Source organism: Mycobacterium syngnathidarum, from assembly GCF_001942625.1.
GTDB lineage: Bacteria > Actinomycetota > Actinomycetes > Mycobacteriales > Mycobacteriaceae > Mycobacterium > Mycobacterium syngnathidarum.
Map to the genome: position 1 here is coordinate 115,302 of NZ_MLCL01000073.1, position 20,578 is coordinate 135,879.

Genomic DNA, 20,578 nt, shown 5'->3' on the forward strand with positions numbered 1-20,578 from the left:
GTTCGGTAGCTTGCTGCGGATGCTTTGGCGCGCCCAGGGCTGATGCGTAGGGCCGAGAGATGCTCAGCTGGAGAGGGTTTGGGCGGCGTCGGTCAGTGCGTTGAACGCGGCGTCGAGGCGGTCTTGGCGGCGGCGGTTGGGTTCGTGGTTGGCTTCGGCGGCTACGAACCCGATAAGCTCTTCGAGGTCGTCGGCATTGGTCAGTAAGGCAGCGCCGTTTGGGTGGGCGCGCATGCCGTACACCAGTCGCTCACAGTCGGGGTCAAGCAGCATCAGGTCGCGTAACACGGCGGCGGTCGTGTCGCTGACGATGACCTCCTTGAGGTCGCCGGCAACGCTGGAGCGGCGGCGGCGCAGGTCGTATGGGGAGTCTGCCCAGTTGCTGATCACCCCCTCGTCGTCGCAGACGCTGCACGACCATCGGATCGGCGCCGCCGTCTCGGCCGAGGCGATAGCGATGGTCATCCGCCCGGGGCAGCGCCTGTGGGCGGGGCGGCGCCGACACGGCAATGCCGATACCCACCGATCACCGACCTGGCCGGCGGTGCCCGCCCGGACAATGTCGCCCAGGTGTTGTGCCAGGCGGCGCGCGGGACCGGAAGCGTCGTGCGGCATGTCGAGGAAGTGATGCAGATCGGCGACCAACACGTCGCCACACTGTACCGGCGCCACGTCGCGGTGTTCTTGGGTACCGATCCTCGGGGACGCTGCCTACGATCATGGGTCGTGATGCTGCGATGTACCGCCAAGGTGTTGGCGCTGCTGAGGGCGCCTGAGCCGGCCATCGGCCAAGCCTGCGCGACCGACTGGTATGCCCACCTGGTCTGGATCGACCGACGCAAATGCCTGCTGGTGACCCACGCCGGGACCTTGTTCTCGGTGTTCATGCCGAACGTCACCGCCGCCGGGTTGCGCCCGATCGGCCCGCCGGTCGTCTCGGCGATCCAGGCCGCGTTGCACGTCGAGGGTCTGCCCGCCGATACGCTCGGCGATCTTGATCCCCAGCAGGTGGCCGTGGCCAAGACCGCCGACCGCCGCATCCTGGGCACGATCAACGACCTGGCGTTCACCACCGAACACGTCATCGCCACCGCTGGCGGCCTGGCCCGCTGCGACATCGACGCGCTGCACCACGGCCTGCATCGCACCATCAACAGCATCACCGGCTACATCCCACCGATCGACCTGGTCACCGCCAGCCGTCACCGAAACTGAGCCTGCCAAAGCGACACGGAGTTGTTACGCGGTGGCCGAGATGGGATCTGCGGGGTTGGTGCCGTTACTCGTGGTGGACGGTGTCAGCCGCAGTTCACGGGGTGGGTCCAGCAGCGATCGACGTAGGTCGTGCAGCAATCGGGTACCGACCGGTGTCATGGACAGCCCGCGCCAACCGGCCGAGGCCCGGTCGAGCACCGCCCATACCAGGCTAACGGCGCTGGTCTCGCCGGGGAATCGGCCGATGACCTTGGTCCGACGCTTGGTCTCCCCAAAGGAGCGCTCAATAAAATTCGAATGTCGAACGCGCCCATGGTGTTCGACCGGGAACCGCAGATAGGCAGTCAACCCAGCTTTGTCGGTGAGCAGAATGCGCATCGCCGCCGGATAGAGGTCGAAGTATTTGGCGGCGAACGCCTCGATCCGCTTGTCGATGATCTCAACGAGCCCAGGCCCCGGTTCAACCGTCAGATCGGCGGTATCGAAGATGGCCCAGTAGCCGTCGCGGACCTCGGCTTGCATCCCGGCGGGAATCTTCGCGAGCACGTTGCGGAGTCGATGAATAAGACATCTCTGCCGCAACGCTTTTGGGAAAATTTGTTCGATGGCTGCGATCAGGCCCTTGGCGCCGTCAGAGACAACCAACAGTGGACAACCCAGGCCGCGATCGCCCAGATCAGTCAGGAAGTCGGCCCATGCGTCGGTCGACTCGCCGGTCCCGGGCGCCAACCCGACGAACACCGGCTTGCCCTCGGTGGTGATGCCCCAGGCGGCCAGCACCGGCTCGGCCGGCGACCCCGGATGCATCCGAAAGAAGCTGGCATCCAAGAACAGGTAATCCAGCGTGATCTCGTCAAGTCGACGACGCGCCCACGCCTGGTATTCGGCTCGGATCGCCTTGCACACTTCCGAGACCGTGGATTTGGAGATCGCGGCCTGGTCGCCAAGTGTTTCGGCGAGGGTGGCCTGCACGTCGCGCACCGATAACCCGCGTACGAACGAGGCAATCACCAGCGTCTCCAAGGCGTTGGTTCTCGTCACGTGCTTGCCGAACAACCGCGACGCAAACGCTGCGGTGGTGCCACGCAGCTTCGGCCGCTCCAACGTAACCGGCCCAGTGGTGGTTTTCACCGTCACCTGTCGATACCCGTTGCGCGAGCCGCCGTTAGCGTCGGGACAGGCAGCAGCGCGTTGGTAGCGTTCGCGACCGAGGAACTCGGTGACCTCAGCCTCCAGGGCCGCCTGCATCAACAGTTGAGCGCCCAGCCGGGCAACCTCTTCAAGGATCTCCGAAAGCTCCCGATCCTCGGCAAATAGGGCATCGATTCTGGTGCGGATGCGATCGACGGCTGATACTCGAACAGGCACGGGCGTGACTCCTTCTTCGCAGACTTGCAGGTCGTGAAGCGGAACCTACGCCCGTGCTCCGTATTTACACCGCGTCCCGGACACGACCCTTCGCGCATGCTTCCAGCACCAGAGACGCGCCGCTGCCGGAAGAAGGCACCTCGACGTCCAGCAGCGTGGACCACTCGGTGAGACGCATGCCGCTGGTCAGGGCCAGGTCCACCGCGCACACGTTGCGGACGGTTGATTGGCCACGATAGGACCGGTCCAGCTCTCCTGAAGGCAGCTCTCCACCAAACCCGGTGTTGCGCAGGGCAAGCCATTGTGCGTGTGAGAGTGCTCGGACATCCATCTCCGTGTGTGGTGTCCTGGGGGTGACAACTGATCTGCTCCCGACTTGAATCCACGGCATGCTGTCGCGCTGTCCAGTTTCGTACAGGTAGGTGAACAGGGCTCGAATGACGACCAGGTGCCGTGACCACGACCGCGCCGACACACCTTCGCTGCGACGATGCTTTCGGAAGGCTACGAGGTCATGCTCGCAGACATCCAGTACCCCAACACCTCTCGCGTCCAAGAACCGTCCGAACTCCAATGCGTCGCGGGCGTAGGCGTAAACCGAGTTTGGTCGCAGGTTCTGGCTGTATAGCCGCAGGAACGTGCACCATGGCTCCAGCGGCCGCATCTCGTCATCCACGATGATCGGCGTACCGTCCCGGACGATTGGAGGATCGCCTGAGGCGAGGCCTTCGCAGTCGCCTTCGGATACGTGGTTCCAATCCGCGTAGTAGAGCTGCACTGGCGTCACTTCCTCCAGCCCGCGAGATGGGCTCGCCGTTCGGCAATGTCGTCGAACCCGACCTGCTCGCATCCTTCTCGGTACAGCGAGGCCTCGGCGTGTAGCCACTTCCAGCGGCGCGAGTCGATGAGCTGGCCGAACTGGTACATGCGAAACTCGATGACGTCCGCGGGTGTATTAAACTGTCGGGACCACATGTGCATGTCGTTGCAGAAGCGCTCGTATGTCGCCGCTTTGTCTTCTGAATAGTCGCGGCCGGTGAGCGTGAAGGCCGCGGCGCTGACGCGCGAATCCAGGATCACTGAACTTGGATCCGGCGAATCTCGGTCAGCAGTGAAGTAGAGGAACTTCGAGAAGAAGGCCGGCCCCAGTCGGGGAACTTTGCCGCGGATCGCCGCGTAGGCGGAACGGATTTCGCCGCGATAGCTGGCTTCAGCAGCTCTGCGCAGAATGTCGTTGAGCCGGTCTCGCTGGTCGACACCGGCTGCACTCGCCACGATTGTGGGTGCGTTTCGATAGTCACCCATCACGCCCCACGCGAGAACGTGCCACAGGAAAGACACCCAATCCGCATCGGCGTTCTCCCGGCAATGTGCGGCGCGTGCGAACAACACATCGCGGTTGAGTTCGTCCGAGTCGATCGTGATTCCGCGATCGGCCCACCAGGCACTCACTTTGACGGGGTCATCGATCTGACCCACTCGGCCGAGCACATGCGAAGTCAGCAAGTCACCGACGGCACCGTCCGACTCCTGCCACATACAAGAATCCACCCTTCGGGGTTCATGTCCCAGCCTCTGGGTCCGCCGTCCGTTGGCCGCCTCAGCTCTGACGGTAACGGTGTGCAGACGCTTCGGTGGTGAGACACGCCCGACTAGAGCGCATAACGTTCACCGGCACCGCCACGTTCCTGACCCGGCTGCTGCAGTCAGGGTTGGTCAAGCGGCAGGATCTGGAGCGGAAGTACGCCGGTGAGCTTCACGCCAACGAGATCATGTTGCTCGCCTACTACATCGCGGCGGTCAACATCGAGACCACCTACCACGCACTCACCGAGACGGAGTACAGCCCGTTCGAGGGGATCGTGCTCGCCGATACTTTCCAGATCACCGAAGACGGTGATTCGATGGACACGGAGATGTTCCCGCAGAACAACTCCCGGATCGTCAAGCAGCTCGCCGCGCCCATCCACGTCGTCGTCGGGAACCCCCCGTTCCGTAGAATGTCGGTGTGTTGTGGCAGGTTCTGTTGCTGTGGAACAACACGACGAGGACTCCCGCTGGAGGATGTGTTGGGCGCGGCAGCCTAGCCGACCGTACACCGCGAGATCTGATGTCCTTGCAGACTTCCCCGATCTAGCTGAGCGTGAGGCCGCGCTCGGAATCCGCCCGGGGCAGCCGTTCCTCCTGATGCCCGATGGTCGACCGGACGTTGAGGTCCTGGAATTCTTCCGGTCGGCAGCGTTCCAATCGTTGGCGGCCGGGTCGCAGGAGTCCTACGCCCCGGACATTCAGCTCTTTCTGTCGTTTCTCTCCGTTCAAGGCATCGACTGGAGAACGGCGACGTTCGAGCATCTTGCCGACTATGAGTTCTGGCGGCGACGCGACCAGAAGAATCCGGATCGTGTTGGTGCGGCCACGTTTTCACGGGATCTGGCCGCGTTTAAGAAGTTCTACGACTGGCAGCAGTGGCGCGGCAACGTGGCTGTTTCTCCTGTCGCCCTGCACAAGTCCAGCTCGACCGGGGACCCGGATTCCGCGCGATTGAAACCGAGCGCTGTCCGCTCGGTCCAATTGAAGTGGCTCACGCCGCGGGCCTACAAGCGCTGGCGCGACGTCGGCCTCGGCGGCTACCGCGGCGACGGGCGACGGGATGCGACTTGGCGAGGACGCAATGACGGCCGCAACTTGGCGTTCGCCGAAGCGCTGTGGTCGAGCGGACTGCGGCTGCGTGAAGCCGGAACACTGGTCGTGGGCGAAATCCCCAGCGCTGACAACCAAGTGAGGTACGCCAAGGCGCGAGTCGGTCAAGCGGTAGCGAAGGGTCGCGGCCGTGATTTCTGGATCAGCACCGCAGCACTGAAAAGCATTGACAACTACGTCATCTCAACCCGAGCAGCGGCTGTCCACCGAGCCCGTTCTGAAGGTCGTTACGACGCACTGACCGACATCAAGGTCGTCGACACGGTGGACCATCACCGCCGTGTCCACTTCACCAAACGGGACGGCAGCACAGGAACGGTACCGTTGGACAGTCTCGACGCGAAGGATCGGCTCAACTTTTACATAACCACCGATCACGGGCTTGAACCCTGGATGGTGTGGCTGTCCGAAGCCGGTTTGCCGTTGCCTTACCGCACCTGGGAGGCGATCTTCTCCACGGCCAACGATCGGTGTCAGACCCTTGGGGTAGACATCCATTGTCACCCGCATATGCTGCGCCACTCGTTCGCCCTGAGGATGTTGGTCACGTTGATCTACGCACACGAACGCAAGATGGGCATCACCCCTGCCGAACGGCGCGAGTACCGCCACATCTTCGGTGACCCTTGGGTTTTGGTTCAAACATTGCTGGGCCACGCAAGCCTGGAAACCACACGCAACTGCTATCTCGAACCCGTGTCGGGACTGCAGGTGGACCTGTTCCTCAATGACGACATGGCCGAGGACGCATCGATCGCCGATTTCATCACGCACATCGCGGCGGCGACTCCCGGCATCGTCGACACCGAGGAGCAGTGAGCGGTGGCTTCGCGTAGGGCAGCGGCACTCCCGGCAGGCAAGTACGCCCGACCCAACCCGGTAGACGCCGAGCTTCGGCAGCTCTGTTTCACCGACGAGGCGGGACGCACACGGACATTCTCATTCGATGACGTCCACGGTCCCTCCGAACTGATCGACGACCTGGTCACCGCACTGGCGAACGGATCTCAATCCGGTGGTCGTTGGCGCACACTGGCTACCGTTGATGCGGCGGTAAGTGCCGTGCGGCAACTCATCACCTACCTGGGTGCGGAGTTTCCTGAGGTCCACTCGGTCGCCGATTTCGGGCCCGAGGTGTGGTGGGCGTGGCGGACTGTCAAGGAAAGCCAGGCCCGTTGGCCGGGGCAAGTGAATCTCATGCGGGCGGTGCTATCGGAGTCGCCGCGACTTCCCGAAACCACACGAAAGGCGATGCGCGCGAAGGCTGTGAAGCCCCGGAAACGCTTGCCGGAGAATGATTCGTATAGTCGCGACGAGTTCGGGCGGATCCGCAGTGCCGCCAAGGGCGAGGTCCGTCAAGCGCTCCGCAGGATCCGGACCAACACCGAGCGGCTGCACCAGTACCGCGAGTTTGGTGATGTCGGTGACGGGATCACCTTCAATATCGGCGGGGCGCGGTGGAGCACCGGATCCCTGCTGGAGTATCTATCGCGAAACGGGATGCTTCCCTCCCAGTACCTCGCCAACCGGGTGGTATTGAAGGGCTGCTTCGACCTGGCTGGCGTGTCGAACCCGGCGCAGGCACTGTTCCCTTCGATAAGAGAAATCTATTGCCTGATGGTCCTTCTCGTGTGCGAGCGAGGATTCAACCTCTCCGTCATGGACAACCTCACCGTGACGTCGTTCAGAGCATCCGACGGTGCCGGTGAAGACTCGGTATACACCGTCAACACCGACAAACCGAGACGAGGAACCAAGCGCTACAGCGCCGAAATCCTCGTCGGCGAGGCCGGAAAGCTCTGGGAGAACGCAGTCCGCTTGACCGAGCCATGCCGCACCGCACTCGCTGCAATCGGAACCCCGTCGGAAAAGTTGCTCATCGCCCACCGGCACAAGAACCTCACCAACGAGGGCCCGTTCCGGCAGGAATGGTTGACCGCGGGCATCGGCGATCACTACATGTCCGATGCCAGCCTGCTGGCAGACGACGGCACACCCTTGCGGGTGAGTCTGCGACGGCTACGGTTGTCCGAGCAGGTGTTGAACCAACATGCCCGGCAGAACAGCGAATCCGTCAGCGAAGACACCTACCGCAGCCAAGACCCGGCCACCGCAGAAGGGGCCGCCGACACGATCATCGATGGACAGGCCGATGCCGTGGCTCACGCCAAAGCCACGGTCGCGATCCGCTCGCTGAGTGCCGCCGAAGTGACTGCAGCCCGCAGAGATCCGGACACCGCCGCGACACAGCTGGGTATCCCGGTGCCGACACTGAAGCTGCTGCTTGCCGGAGACCTCGACACCGCCACCACCGCGTGCACCGACTTCTTGAACAGCCCGTTCGCCGCCACCGCGGGCGAACCGTGCCCGGCCTCATTCTTCGCCTGCTTTACCTGCACGAACGCCGTCATCACCCCCGCGCATCTACCGCGCCTGGTCACACTGCTGGATGCCCTCGACAATGTCGCCACCCTCGTTGCGCCGGCCCGGTGGGAGACGGACTACCGAGACCACTACGCCCGACTGCGGGCGATTCTCGACAAGAACGCAACCAACGCCGAGATCGGCGATGCCCGCCGCCACATCACCGACGCTGACCGCGATGTCGTCACCGCGCTCATCGGAAGGAACCTCGACGCGTGAGCACCGCAGCAGCCAACTCGTGGCCACAACAGACTGGTCAACTCGAACTTGACGACGCCGGACCGGTCATCGCCGACATCGAGCGCGTGCCTGAAGCACTGCGAGGAAATCTCTCCACCGTGGGCGACAACCGCTGGGATCTCACGCCGCTGGTGCAGAAGCAGACCGTGGCGGGCACGTTGAGCATTGTCTTCGACACCTTCCCGCCGCGCTATGTCGCTACCGCCAAGCGACTGATCTGGGCGAGCGTCAACAAGCCGACACCGGTCGAGGATCTGGAGCGCTCCTCTGCGGCGCGTAGCCAGCTCGCGCCGGCAACGGTGTGCATCTTCGCGCGATTCCTGCGGCAATGGATGACGTGGCTGGCAGAGAAGGACATTCACGAGTTCAGCGCCGTCACCGATGACATCTACGACGAATATGCCGAGCACCTCAAACGACACCGCGGCTCACGCGAGAACGTGGGCAACATACTCTTCGCCGTCACCCGTGCCTGGCTTTACGCCCCCTACCTCCCCGAAGCCGACCGCCTCGCACGCCCACCATGGGAGAACAGCCATATCGGACGCACCTCGGTGCTCGGCCCCGCCAACTGGTCTAGCGAAAACAAGACCACCCCCATCCACCCGCAAACGATGGCCGGCCTTCTCGTCTGGGCGCTGCGCTTCGTCACCGACTTCAGCGACGACATCCTCGCCGCCAAGACGCTGAAAGCAACACCGTGCGATGTCCCGCCGAGCTTCCAGGCCCTCACGCCCTATCAACGGTTCCGCGCGTACGTCGAACAGCGGCGCCAGGAGTCACAGACGGTGCCCGGGTGGGTGGCTTCCAATAGGCCGCACATGCGTTCTCTGGCAAAGGGATTCATCGGCTGGCAGCTCGGCCTGTCTCCCGAAGAAACAATGATGATGAATCCGCACTGGCCGATAGCCGGCCTGCGCGCCAGCGACGAAGCACAGCTACCCATGCCGATCACAGGGGCCGTCGACGGGAAGGGCTGGACCGCGGCGATCGGCTTCTACGAGGTCGAGGAGCTCGGCCGTCACCTGGCGACCGCTGCTTTCGTGGTCGTCGCTTACCTGACCGGGATGCGCGGGGAGGAGTGCCGCGCATTGCAGCGTGGCTGCTGCCGAACCCATACCGCCGACCCCGCGACCGGGCAACTCACCTACCGCATTCACGGCAGAACATTCAAAGGTGCACTTGATAAGTCGGGCAACGCTTTACCAGCTGGAGTCGAACGGGAACAACCCTGGTTGGCCATCGCGCCGGTGGCGAAAGCCGTCGCCGTGATGGAAGCACTGAATCCCACCTCGCAACTTCTGTTTCCGATCGACGCGTTCTCGCTGTGGCCCTGCGGCGTCAACGCGGGAAAGGCCGTGCACGCCCGGATGGTTCGGGACCGAATCCAGGACTTGATCGATTGGAGCAATCGCGCCGCCGTGAGGCTCGAACGTCCTCACGAGGTGATCCCCGCTGATCCCGAGGAAGCTGTGACCGTCAAGCGGTTCCGGCGAACACTGGCCTGGTTCATCTACCGCAAGCCTGGCGGCCGAGTGGCCCTTGGCGTTCAGTACGGACACCTGCGCGGCTACACCACCGACGGCTACGGCTCACGGGTCGCCAGCGGCCTCCGAGACGTCTTCCCCATGGAGGAAGCCCTCGCCCGAGCCGACTACCTCGAAGACGCCAATCAACGCCTCGAAAACGGTGAACAGGTCAGCGGCCCGGCCGCCGACCGATACGCCCAAGCCATCCACCTCTTCGACCGGCAGTTCCGCGGCCGCTACATGAGCAACAAGCAGGCAGCTGCCCTGCGCGCCAACCCCCAACTGCGCATCTACGACAACCCGCAACAGTTCGTCACCTGCTGCTACGACCAGTCCAAGGCCCTGTGCCACCCCGACCGGCAGGTCACGGCGAACGAACTGCGATCCCCTGACGTCTCTCACTGCCAAACCGGATGCGGCAACATCGCCCGAACCGACCAGAACGTCACCCAAATCCGGGACGCCATCGCTCAACACCAGGCCGAAATTGCCTCTCCCACAACGCCGATACCGCTACGCGGTCGGCTCGAACAACGCATCACTACCCTCCAAGCCATCGTGGACGAGCATCAAAACAACGAGAAGCCGTGCTGACCGATCAGGCTGACGACCGGGTGCGCCGCGCGATCCGCGACGCCATGGACCGACTCATCGCCGGCAAGACGCTGCACTCCGACGGCAAACTCACGGTGAAGTCCCTTGCCGAGGAGGCGCGCGTCAAACGATGGCTCCTCACCCACCGGCACACCGACCTCCAAGACGAGTTCCGCGCAAGGATCGCCAGCACCAACGCTGAGCCGCCGATCCAGGTGGCGCTGCGTCAAGAGAAGGCCGACGCGCAGGATCGCATCAAAGCGCTCACCGCCGACGTGACCGCACTCACCGCGACGGTTCATCAGCTGGAGCGGATCATCCAGGTCTTGGCGCTGGAGAACCGGCAGCTCCGATCAGGCGGTCTGGACCTGCGCAGCGTCGTACCGCTGCGAACCGGCAATAGCTCATGACGCCATGTCCACCGGTGTGCGGGGCGCGTGTGGCCCGACTTGCCCAGAAATGGTCTCGATGCTGACAGACTTGTCGGGCAAGGGCGGGTACGCATCAGAACCCGCCCGGCAGGAATCGTGGGACAAGGAGCGCACCAGGTGGCGTTGAAGAAGTCGGATCTGTACTCATCGCTGTGGGCAAGCTGCGACCAGCTCCGTGGCGGCATGGACGCCAGCCAGTACAAGGACTACATCCTGACGCTGCTGTTCGTGAAGTACGTCTCAGACAAGGCCAAGACGGACACGAACAGCCTCATCGAGGTACCCGCCGGCGGCTCGTTCGACGACATGCTCGCCGCCAAGGGCGACAAGGAGATCGGCGACCGCTTCAACAAGATCATCGCCCGGCTGGCCGAGGCCAACGATCTGCGCAATGTCATCGACCAGGCCGACTTCAATGCCGAGGAGAAGCTCGGCAAGGGCAAGGAGATGCAGGACCGCCTCTCCAAGCTGGTCACCATCTTCAACGACCTGGACTTCCGCGGTTCCCGAGCCGAGGGCGACGACCTGCTCGGCGACGCCTACGAGTACCTGATGCGCCACTTCGCCACCGAGTCCGGCAAGAGCAAGGGTCAGTTCTACACCCCCGCTGAGGTCTCCCGCATCCTCGCCAAAGTGGTCGGGATCGGGCCGAACACCCGCCAGGACCAGACCGTGTACGACCCCGCGTGTGGTTCCGGTTCGCTGCTTCTCAAGGCTGCCGCCGAGGCACCACGCGGTATGACGATCTACGGCCAGGAGAAGGACAATGCCACCTGGGCGCTGTCCAAGATGAACATGATCCTGCACGGCAACGAGATCGCCGAGATCGAAAAAGGCAACACCATCACCAACCCGAAGTTCACCAAGGGCGACCACCTGCGGACCTTCGACTACATCGTCATGAACCCGCCGTTCTCCGACAAGGCGTGGAACAACGGTCTCGAGAACGACTACGGCCGGTTCGAATACGGACGCCCGCCGGAGAAGAACGGCGACTACGCCTTCCTTCTCCACGCCCTCACTTCGCTCAAGAGCGCCGGCAAAGCCGCGATTATCCTGCCGCACGGTGTGCTGTTCCGCGGCCACGCCGAGGCCACCATTCGGCGCAATCTGCTCAAGCGTGGCTTCATCAAGGGCGTGATTGGCCTGCCGACAAACCTGTTCTACGGCACCGGCATTCCGGCCTGCGTGGTGATCCTCGACAAAGAGAACGCGGTAGGACGCACGGGCGTCTTCATGATCGACGCCTCCAGGGGCTTCATGAAGGACGGCAACAAGAACCGCCTCCGTAGCCAGGACATCCACAAGATCGTCGACACCTTCAACAAGCAGATCGAGATCGACCGCTACTCGCGCATCGTGCCGATGAGCGAGATCGCAGACCCGAAGAACGACTACAACCTCAACATCCCGCGCTACATCGACTCATCCGAGCCCGAGGACCTGCAGGACCTGTCCGCCCACCTGCACGGCGGAATCCCCGACCGCGACCTCGACGCACTCCAAAGCTATTGGGACGCCTTGCCTCAGCTCCGCAGCCAAATCTTCACGCCGAACCGCACCGGCTACAGCGAGCTCGCCATCGACGTCAGCGCCGTGCAGCAGGCCATCTTCGACGCACCCGGCTTCCAGAAGCTCCGGGACGAAGCCACCGGGATCGTCGGGGATTGGTTCACCACGTACCGCGACACCCTGGCCGGTATCACCCCCGACACGACTCCGAACGAGCTCATCGCCACCATCGGCGACGACCTGCTCGCACGTTTCAAGCCGGTACCGCTACTCGACGAGTACGACGTCTACGAACAGCTCATGACCTACTGGCACGACACAATGCACGACGACGTCTACCTAATCATGGCCGACGGCTGGCAGGGTGCAGCCAAGCCGCGCAAGGCCATTGAGGACAAGGAGCGCAAGCTCTCCGAGACACCCGACCTGGTGGTCGGCTCCGGTCGCAGCGCCACCAAGTACAAGATGGACCTCATCCCGCCGACGCTCATCGTGGCCCGCTATTTCGCCGACGAACAGGCGCAGCTTGACAACCTCATCGCAACAGCGGAAGAAGCCACCCATGCGGTCGAGGAGTACACCGAAGAACACGCCGTCGAAGACGGACTACTCGCAGACGCCATGGACGACGACAAGATCTCTAAGGCGCTTGTCGCCGCACGCCTGAAGGCAATCAAGGTGGGCGGCGATCCCGACGAAATCAAGGCACTGAAGCACGCTGGCGTGCTGTATGACGCCGAAGCTGCAGCCAAGAAGTCAGTCAAAGACGCCAAGGCTAAGCTCGACCTCGCCACACTCAAGAAGTACGGCGACCTCACCGAGGACGACGTCAAGACGCTCGTGCTCGACGCCAAGTGGCAAGCCGTCGTCATGCGCCGCGTCGCAAGTGAAGTTGAAGCCCTGACGCTCGGTCTGGTTGCACGTATACAACAGCTCGGCGAGCGTTACGCGGCGACGGTCCACGACATCGATGCTGAACTCAACAAACTTGAGGCCAAGGTCGCAGCTCATCTTGCTGCGATGGGGATCAGCCGATGACGATCTCTGAGAATGCTTTCCATTCAATCGGCTCGTGGGAGGCTCGGAAACTTGCCGATGACGTAAACCTGATCTCAGGGCAACATGTGATGGCGCGGGATGTGAATACCCGTGGCGAAGGTATGGCGTATCTGACCGGGCCCGCCGACTTTCCGCACGGGGTGATTAGCCAAACAAAGTTTACTACCCGGCCGACAAAAATGTGCCAAGCAGGTGACATCCTGTTGACGGTCAAAGGATCGGGAGCTGGATCCTTGGTGCGGGCCGATCAGGAATACTGCATCAGTCGGCAGTTGATGGCAATCCGTCCCCGAAATTGGGATGCCCGATTTCTGTACTATTCATTGCAACAGAACTCTGGGAGTATCAAAGAAGCGTCAGCGGGTCTAATCCCGGGCCTATCGCGCTCCGACGTTCTTGATCAGCTGTTGCCGATCCCATCCGTATCACATGAACAACACGGTATTGCTGTGGCGCTGCAGGATGCCGACGATCTCGTCGCCACCCTCGAATGCCTTATCGCCAAGAAGCAGGCAATCAAACAGGGCATGATGCAGCAGCTGCTGACCGGCCGGACACGCTTGCCCGGTTTCAGCGAACCGTGGCGCACTGAGACGCTCGGTGATCTAGAGAATATGGGCAAGCTCAAGCTATTTCGCGGGAAGGTTATCTCAAAGCTGGATATCGCCGCTTCACCGGGGGCGTATCCAATCTATTCGTCGTCGGTGCATAATCACGGACTGTTCGGTACTTATGGCCGGTACATGTTCGACGAGGAACTGATCACCTGGTCCGTAGATGGAGGCGGCCACTTCTTCTATCGACCGCGCCACAAGTTTTCGGTCACCAACGTGTGTGGCTATATGCGGGTGCTCTCAAACTCGATTAGCGTTCCATTCCTCGCCTACCAGCTGCAGGCACTTCATTCTCAGCTTCATTTTGACTACACTCTCAAGGCTCACCCCAGCGTAATCAGAGGGGCATACCACGTGAGACTGCCGGCGATCGGCGAACAGCAGGCCATCGCTACAGCGCTCGGCGACATCGATACTGAGATCGGAGCTCTCAAGACGCGATTGCTTAAGGCTTGTGCCATAAAGGCCGGCATGATGCAGCAGCTTCTCACCGGCCGCACGCGACTGCCTGTAGAGGCTGCGTCATGAGTGATGTAGGGCAGGCCGAACGCAGAGCCCAGAACCGCGTGGTGGCGCTGTTTCGCGACCAGCTCGGCTACGACTATCTCGGCAACTGGGCGCACCGTGACGGCAACTCGAACGTCGAGACTGAGCTGCTGACGCAGAACTTGCGGGCGCGCGGCTACGACGACAACCTGATCAACCGTGCCCTCGACCAGCTCGGTAAAGCTGCCGCGGTCGGCGCGGGCCATGACCTCTACGAGGCGAACCGCGACGTCTACGGCCTGCTGCGCTACGGCGTGAAGGTCAAGCCCGGCGTGGGCGAACAGACCGAGACCGTTTGGCTGATCGACTGGAAGAACCCCGACGCGAACCACTTCGTCGTGGCCGAAGAAGTCACCATTGCGGGACACCACACCAAGCGCCCCGATGTGGTGCTGTACGTGAACGGGCTTGCGCTCGCGACCCTGGAGCTCAAACGCTCCAAAGTTGCTCTGTCCGAAGGTATCCGGCAGACCATCGGCAACCAAAAGCCGGAGTTTATCCGCTCGTTCTTCTCGACCGTGCAGTTTGTCTTCGCCGGCAACGATGTTGAAGGGTTGCGCTACGGCGTCATCAACACACCGGAAAAGTACTGGCTGGAATGGAAAGAACCGTCCGACGTCGAGGATCCACTCGATCGGGCACTGCTGCAGATGTGCAACAAGCCGCGTCTACTCGAACTGATCCATAACTTCTTCGTCTTCGATGCGGGCGTGAAGAAGGGGCCGCGTCACAACCAGTTCTTCGGTGTCAAAGCCGCGCAGGCGCGCATCGCCAAGCGTGAGGGCGGCATCATCTGGCACACCCAAGGCTCAGGTAAGAGCTTGACGATGGTGTGGCTGGCCAAGTGGATTCGTGAGAACCAACCGGATGCGCGGGTGCTGTTGATCACTGACCGCACCGAACTCGACGATCAGATCGAGAAGGTGTTCAACGGTGTCAACGAGCAGATCTACCGCACGACGAGCGGTGCCGACCTGATCAGCACCCTCAACGCCAGCGAGGAATGGCTGATCTGTTCCCTCGTGCACAAGTTCCGGGCAGCCGACAAGGATACCGAAGACGACGAGGCGACCGCCGAGTTCATCAAAGAGCTTCGCGCAAGTGTGCCAACAGATTTTAAGGCCAAGGGCAATATTTTTGTTTTCGTCGACGAGGCCCACCGTACCCAGTCCGGCAAAATGCACACCGCCATGAAGGCATTGCTGCCCGAGGCGATGTTCATCGGCTTCACCGGCACCCCGCTGCTCAAGGCCGACAAGGCCACCAGCATCGAAACCTTCGGCTCGTTCATCCACACCTACAAGTTCGACGAAGCCGTCGCCGACGGCGTCGTGCTCGACCTGCAGTACGAGGCCCGCAACATCGACCAGGATCTGATGTCGCCTGAGCAGGTCGACAGGTGGTTCGAGGTCAAGACCAAGGGGATGACGGATCTGTCCAAGGCTGAGCTCAAAAAGCGTTGGGGCACCATGCAAAAGGTCGTCTCCAGTGAGCCACGCGCCAAGCAGATCGTTAACGACATCCTGCTCGACATGGAGACCAAGCCCCGCCTGATGGACAGGCGCGGCAACGCCATACTCGTCGGCTCTAGCATCTACCAGGCCTGCAAGTTCTACGAGCTGTTCTGCAACGCCGGCTTCAAGGGCAAGTGCGCCATCGTCACCAGCTACACCCCCAATGCCGGCGACATCGCCAAAGAAGACTCCGGCGAAGGCAAAACCGAGAAGATCCGCCAGTACGACATCTACCGCAAGATGCTGGCCGACTACTTCGACGAACCCGAAGACGCCGCCGTCGGCAAGGTCGAAGAGTTCGAGAAAGCAGTCAAGAAGCAGTTCATCGAGAACCCCGGCCAGATGCGCCTGCTGATCGTGGTCGACAAACTGCTCACCGGCTTCGACGCACCCAGTGCCACCTACCTCTACATCGACAAAAAGATGCGCGACCACGGCCTCTTCCAAGCCATCTGCCGCGTCAACCGCCTCGACGGCGACGACAAGGACTACGGCTACATCGTCGACTACCAGGATCTGTTCAATTCGCTGGAAGACGCGATCACCGACTACACCTCGGGTGCACTGGATGGCTACGAGAAGAAAGACATCGAAGGGCTGCTGTCCGATCGTATCGAGAAGGCGCGCGAGAACCTCGATGAAGCCCTCGAACGTGTCCGCGCCCTCGTCGAACCCGTTGCACCACCGAAGAATACGCTGCAGTACCAGCACTACTTCTGCGCTACGGAGCAGGGCAACGCCGAACAGCTCAAGGCTAATGAGCCCAAGCGAGTCGAGCTGTACAAGTCGGTGGCCGCCGTCACCCGTGCCTACGCCAACCTCGCCAACGACATGACCGCCGCTGGCTACACCGCGGTCGAGGCCGAGGCGATCAGGTCCGAGATCGCGCTCTACGTTGACGTACGCGCTGAGGTGAAGCTCGGGGCAGGCGAAGACGTCGACTTCAAGCAGTACGAAGCCGGCATGCGGTTCCTGCTTGACACCTACATCCAGGCCGGCGCCTCAGAAGTTGTGTCCAATTTCGAGGAGTCCGGCCTGATCGATCTGATCGTGAAACTCGGTGCGGGAGCAGTCGATAAGCTACCGGCCGGGATCAAGAACGACCCCGAGGCGGTCGCCGAGACGATCACCAACAACATGCGCAAGGTGATCATCGACGAGCACGCAATGAACCCGAAGTACTACGACAAGATGAGTGAGCTGCTCGACGCCATTATTGAACAGCGCCGCCAGCAGGCCATCGACTACCGGGAGTTCCTGGCCAAGCTGCTCGACGCCGCCAAGAAACTCGGCAGTAAGGAATCCGACACCAAATACCCCGACTGGGCCGACAACGGCGCACGCCGCGCCCTGATCGACTTCGGGTGGCCCGACCCGACGATGCCCATCCGGGTGGACACCGCGATCCTGACTAGCAAGCCGCACGACTGGGTGGGCAACACAATGAAGGAGAAGGTCGTCAAGCGGGCGATCAGCCGCACACTGCCCGAGGGTTTCGACCGTCTCGATGAACTATTTGACCTGGTGAAGGCGCGCGATGAGTACCGCTAACGCCTACCTCACCGTCCGCGGCATCGACATCGACGTGATCTACAAGGACATCAAGAACCTGCACATCGGTGTCTATCCACCGATGGGCCGTGTGCGTGTGGCGGCACCACGGCGGCTCGACGACGACCAAGTGCGTCTCGCTGTCATCCAACGGTTGCCATGGATCAAACGCCAACGTGCGCAACTCCGTTCGACCGAACGGCAGTCTGAGCGCGAGATGGTCACCGGAGAATCCCACTACGTTTGGGGTGTGCGCCGCCGACTCAAAGTCGTTGAGCGGCCGGGCCGTGCCCACGTGGAGATCGATGGTGATCGACTGATCCTGTACGTGTCGTCTGACCGTGACGCCGAGCAGCGCCGCACAGTTCTCGACACCTGGTACCGGACGCAGTTGCGCGAGGTGATCCCCGGTTTGATCTCGACCTGGGAGTCAAAGCTCGACACACGGGTGCCGGACTGGATCATCCGTCGCATGCGCACCAAATGGGGGACCTGCAACCGCGAAACTCGACGGCTGACGTTCAATGTCGAGCTCGCCAAGAAACATCCGGACTGCTTGGAGTACATCGTCGTTCACGAGATGATGCACTACTTCGAGCGCAACCACGGCGAACGATTCACCAAGCTGATGGATGACGCGATGCCCGACTGGCGGGCGCGCCGCGATCAACTCAATGATGCTCCGCTCGCCGATGAGAAGTGGGAGTAACGGCCGGGCGAGAATGGGGTGAGCCGGACTAGCCTAGCGGCAGTTTTCACACAATCCATCGACCAATAGATGCTGTTGGATGCGTATGAAGCAGCCCTTGCAGGTTCCTTCACGCGCAGCGCGCCGATCGCAATTGCATCGCTTGCAAGTAGGACAGAAGTGTTGCCCGCATTCATCGCACGGATAGCCCCGAACCGTCACGGTGCGGCCACAGCACGTGATCTGAGATGACGGCCTTCGGTCGAATTTATGGGGTTCGTCAATGTGGAGTTGTTCGGCGTTCCAGAGATCGATGTCAGCCAGAACCGCGATGACACGGTTACCCTCGCAGACTGCGTCCGCGTAGTACTCGCGCCGGGTGCCCCATGGCGCTTTCCAATAGGTGCGTCTTGTCCACCCACCTGTCGGGGGCATGCTGAGGAACGGGTGCCCGGCGGGGACAGCGCTGCCCGGCCACGGGAATGCGTTCGGCCAACCTTCCTCGACGTCAGGTCTTACACTGGCATACGTCACGGTGGCGCTCACCTTATCGGCCAGAAGCACGGAACCACAGCAGGTAAGGCGTTTGGCCAGTGCAATGGCACAGACCGGGCGGCTAGCATTACTACGGTTGTACATTTCGAGCACGTGAGTGGCACGGACGGGTCCTCGACCTACGACAGAATCGATCAGCGACTGTGGTAGCAAGAGGCGTTGGGCGATTCTGTCGCACAGTGTTTCGAGCATCCGTTGTGGTTCGTCTTGGTCGGCTAGCCAGTCATACAGCTCTTCCTGCTGTTCGATGAGCCAATGCGCGAGTTCGTGCGCGAGAGTGAAGTTCTCCCGTTTACTCGAACTTGTTGGCGCATAGAGGATAACGCCGTCCTGGAGATACGAAACTCCATCGCAGGCCCCACCGTCGTCTCGTCGTTGGGTGAGGTGGTCAACGGGTTGGACCTTCAGGTCCAAGTCCTCGCGAAGAACTCCGATGGGGTCGGTGGCGAATCTTATGGCGGTGGACGTCTCAAGTGCGCCCAGCGCCAATTCCGTCGCGCGGTCAAGCTCCATGGTTGGGATTCTGGCCCTCCTCCATCGCGGCGATCAGGGAATCAAGGGATTGCAACATCTGCTCTTCATCCGGCCGATCACCGCGATGAACAGTGGCTAGCATGCGTGATTGCAGTGCTGATGATGCCAACGCATGCGACACACCTTGGAGCCGCGCCCACCGTCGCACCAGGTTCTCGAAGCGAGCGGACTGGATGGTTGAAGCGAATACTTGAGAGCCTGCCGAAGAACCTCGGTCTACCGTGAGTTGCTCTGGGAGGACTCCGATGACCTCCGCGATTGCCCTGATCAGTGCTGGTGCCAGGTGGGAGAGTGTCTGGTTTTCCCATTGGAATACGTCGCGGACAGCGATGTCCCAACCGCGAGTTCGCAGTCGCTCAGCGACGTCGCTGGTCTTCAGTTTCGCATTCTTTCGGGCGCGCGACATGGCGCGAGAGTCCAAGCCAACATGTGGGTCTGGGATCAGTCCGAGCATGGCAGCGACCGGATCAGCCTCTAACGGAGGTGCGTCGTGCCCTGCCTCCCACAATAGGTCTGCCACCTCCATGAGGGACGCGATCTCGGCGCGATTCGACTCGGGCCACGCCGCAATGACGGACTCAATGTCGTGGCGCGACTCGGATTCCAGGAAGTCCTGCAGAATTCTGTCGCGTTCTTCGTTGGTCATCTGCTCCCTCCCGTCAAATCCATGGCTTCCCTCAGTATCTGGATCGCCGCGGTGGCAATCTGACTGACGCGTGCTGGCGTCACACCCAGATCGGTGGCTACCTCCTGTCGGGGGCGGCCCCGTGCGACGTACTCCCATGCCACGTGGCGCTGTTGGTCGTTCAGCAGCGAGAAATGGTGCGTCACTTGTACTGCCAGCCGTTGCCGGTCGAGAATCTCATCGATGTCCTCGACGTGAGACTCGGGGTCCGCGAAATCATGTTCTTCGGCAAGCGGTGGCCCGGCGTGGCGGACTACGGCGGAGCCGAGGATGTCGAGCGCACGCCGCTGCGTGGTCTTCACTAACATCGCTTCCCAACTGACGACTCCTGGCGGTGGTGTATTCATCAGTGAGACCATTGCCGCTTGTACTGCATCCTCAGCGTGGTCGGCAAGCCCGGCTTCGCGCAGAACCTTAGCGGCGACCCTGTACATCGCATCGCGATGCTTCTGGTACAGGGCCGCCCAGTCTGGATGACCGGGCGTCATCCGGTCTGCCCTGATGAGCCTTCAGCGTTGTGGAACGCCATGCCCACCTCCTAATCCATCGACGGCTGAGCTAACAGCTCGACCTGCATCCTGCTTTCAACATGTAGTCGACACAGCCAGTCGGCGCGTTAGAAATGCAGGTAATGGCCAGTATGGGCCGAAGCGAAGAGCCGGATGCGAAACCGGGTTTTGCGATGGCGCGCCGTCCTGCGCGGTGGCCCGTCAAGGGGCACCGCGACGGCGAGATTTCGACGTCCGCCGTGCGCTAACTCTGCTGCCTGCTGCATCGACTACCGAGTGAGGACATGTCGCAGCTCGATCGTCGCGGCCT

At 61.9% G+C, this 20,578-nt stretch carries 16 protein-coding genes and 1 pseudogene; 10 read left to right on the forward strand and 7 right to left on the reverse strand.

Annotation, left to right across the window (positions count from 1 at the left end; all coding sequences use genetic code 11):
• Window positions 1-63: 63 nt before the first annotated feature.
• On the reverse strand, window positions 64-648 hold the full coding sequence (locus tag BKG60_RS19375) for a hypothetical protein (protein WP_043370464.1): 585 nt from the start codon (window positions 646-648) through the stop codon (window positions 64-66).
• Between the two features lie 81 nt (window positions 649-729).
• On the opposite strand from BKG60_RS19375, the gene BKG60_RS19380 reads away from it, so the two are divergent.
• On the forward strand, window positions 730-1,215 hold the full coding sequence (locus BKG60_RS19380) for a DUF6933 domain-containing protein (RefSeq protein WP_043370462.1): 486 nt from the start codon (window positions 730-732) through the stop codon (window positions 1,213-1,215).
• Window positions 1,216-1,239: 24 nt separating this feature from the next.
• Here BKG60_RS19380 and BKG60_RS19385 read toward each other — a convergent pair whose 3' ends face one another.
• The 3 genes from BKG60_RS19385 to BKG60_RS19400 all read right to left on the reverse strand — a co-directional run bounded on the left by BKG60_RS19385 (window position 1,240) and on the right by BKG60_RS19400 (window position 4,122).
• Entirely contained in the window at window positions 1,240-2,583 is a 1,344-nt protein-coding gene (locus tag BKG60_RS19385; protein ID WP_074328301.1) for an IS256 family transposase, read from the reverse strand.
• Between the two features lie 64 nt (window positions 2,584-2,647).
• Window positions 2,648-3,370 carry a tyrosine-type recombinase/integrase gene (locus tag BKG60_RS31165; protein WP_165688717.1) on the reverse strand — a complete coding sequence of 241 codons (723 nt, stop codon included), beginning with the start codon at window positions 3,368-3,370 and terminating at the stop codon, window positions 2,648-2,650.
• A complete protein-coding gene (locus BKG60_RS19400) occupies window positions 3,367-4,122 on the reverse strand; it encodes an 8-oxoguanine DNA glycosylase OGG fold protein (protein WP_074338816.1) in 756 nt (251 codons plus the stop codon). Before BKG60_RS19400 ends, BKG60_RS31165 begins: the two co-directional genes overlap by 4 nt.
• 128 nt (window positions 4,123-4,250) lie before the next feature.
• Between BKG60_RS19400 and BKG60_RS19405 the strand changes: the two are divergent.
• The 9 genes and pseudogenes from BKG60_RS19405 to BKG60_RS19445 form a co-directional block, all read left to right on the forward strand.
• A pseudogene (locus BKG60_RS19405) lies at window positions 4,251-4,577 on the forward strand (hypothetical protein); the annotation flags it as partial.
• A 256-nt stretch (window positions 4,578-4,833) separates the two neighbouring features.
• Complete coding sequence (locus tag BKG60_RS19410; RefSeq protein ID WP_242671619.1) at window positions 4,834-6,102, forward strand: tyrosine-type recombinase/integrase; 1,269 nt, start codon at window positions 4,834-4,836, stop codon at window positions 6,100-6,102.
• A gap of 3 nt (window positions 6,103-6,105) precedes the next feature.
• On the forward strand, window positions 6,106-7,926 hold the full coding sequence (locus BKG60_RS19415; RefSeq protein ID WP_075909862.1) for a hypothetical protein: 1,821 nt from the start codon (window positions 6,106-6,108) through the stop codon (window positions 7,924-7,926).
• Complete coding sequence (locus BKG60_RS19420) at window positions 7,923-10,070, forward strand: hypothetical protein (RefSeq protein ID WP_075909863.1); 2,148 nt, start codon at window positions 7,923-7,925, stop codon at window positions 10,068-10,070. Before BKG60_RS19415 ends, BKG60_RS19420 begins: the two co-directional genes overlap by 4 nt.
• Complete coding sequence (locus tag BKG60_RS19425) at window positions 10,064-10,480, forward strand: hypothetical protein (protein WP_235659767.1); 417 nt, start codon at window positions 10,064-10,066, stop codon at window positions 10,478-10,480. The genes BKG60_RS19420 and BKG60_RS19425 overlap by 7 nt, the downstream gene beginning before the upstream one ends.
• A 138-nt stretch (window positions 10,481-10,618) precedes the next feature.
• Window positions 10,619-13,051, forward strand: coding sequence for a type I restriction-modification system subunit M (locus BKG60_RS19430; RefSeq protein ID WP_075909864.1), 2,433 nt, complete (start codon window positions 10,619-10,621; stop codon window positions 13,049-13,051).
• A complete protein-coding gene (locus tag BKG60_RS19435) occupies window positions 13,048-14,214 on the forward strand; it encodes a restriction endonuclease subunit S (protein ID WP_075909865.1) in 1,167 nt (388 codons plus the stop codon). The genes BKG60_RS19430 and BKG60_RS19435 overlap by 4 nt, the downstream gene beginning before the upstream one ends.
• Entirely contained in the window at window positions 14,211-17,297 is a 3,087-nt protein-coding gene (locus tag BKG60_RS19440; protein ID WP_075909866.1) for a type I restriction endonuclease subunit R, read from the forward strand. The genes BKG60_RS19435 and BKG60_RS19440 overlap by 4 nt, the downstream gene beginning before the upstream one ends.
• Entirely contained in the window at window positions 17,284-18,006 is a 723-nt protein-coding gene (locus tag BKG60_RS19445; protein WP_075909867.1) for a M48 family metallopeptidase, read from the forward strand. The genes BKG60_RS19440 and BKG60_RS19445 overlap by 14 nt, the downstream gene beginning before the upstream one ends.
• A 33-nt stretch (window positions 18,007-18,039) precedes the next feature.
• On the opposite strand, the gene BKG60_RS19450 is transcribed toward BKG60_RS19445, so the two are convergent.
• From BKG60_RS19450 to BKG60_RS19460, 3 genes are read right to left on the reverse strand one after another with little or no spacing between them, the layout of a single operon-like run.
• Window positions 18,040-19,053, reverse strand: coding sequence for an ImmA/IrrE family metallo-endopeptidase (locus BKG60_RS19450; RefSeq protein ID WP_075909868.1), 1,014 nt, complete (start codon window positions 19,051-19,053; stop codon window positions 18,040-18,042).
• Window positions 19,043-19,720, reverse strand: coding sequence for a hypothetical protein (locus BKG60_RS19455; RefSeq protein ID WP_075909869.1), 678 nt, complete (start codon window positions 19,718-19,720; stop codon window positions 19,043-19,045). The genes BKG60_RS19450 and BKG60_RS19455 overlap by 11 nt, the downstream gene beginning before the upstream one ends.
• Window positions 19,717-20,247, reverse strand: coding sequence for a sigma-70 family RNA polymerase sigma factor (locus tag BKG60_RS19460; RefSeq protein WP_075909870.1), 531 nt, complete (start codon window positions 20,245-20,247; stop codon window positions 19,717-19,719). Before BKG60_RS19460 ends, BKG60_RS19455 begins: the two co-directional genes overlap by 4 nt.
• Window positions 20,248-20,578: the final 331 nt, after the last annotated feature.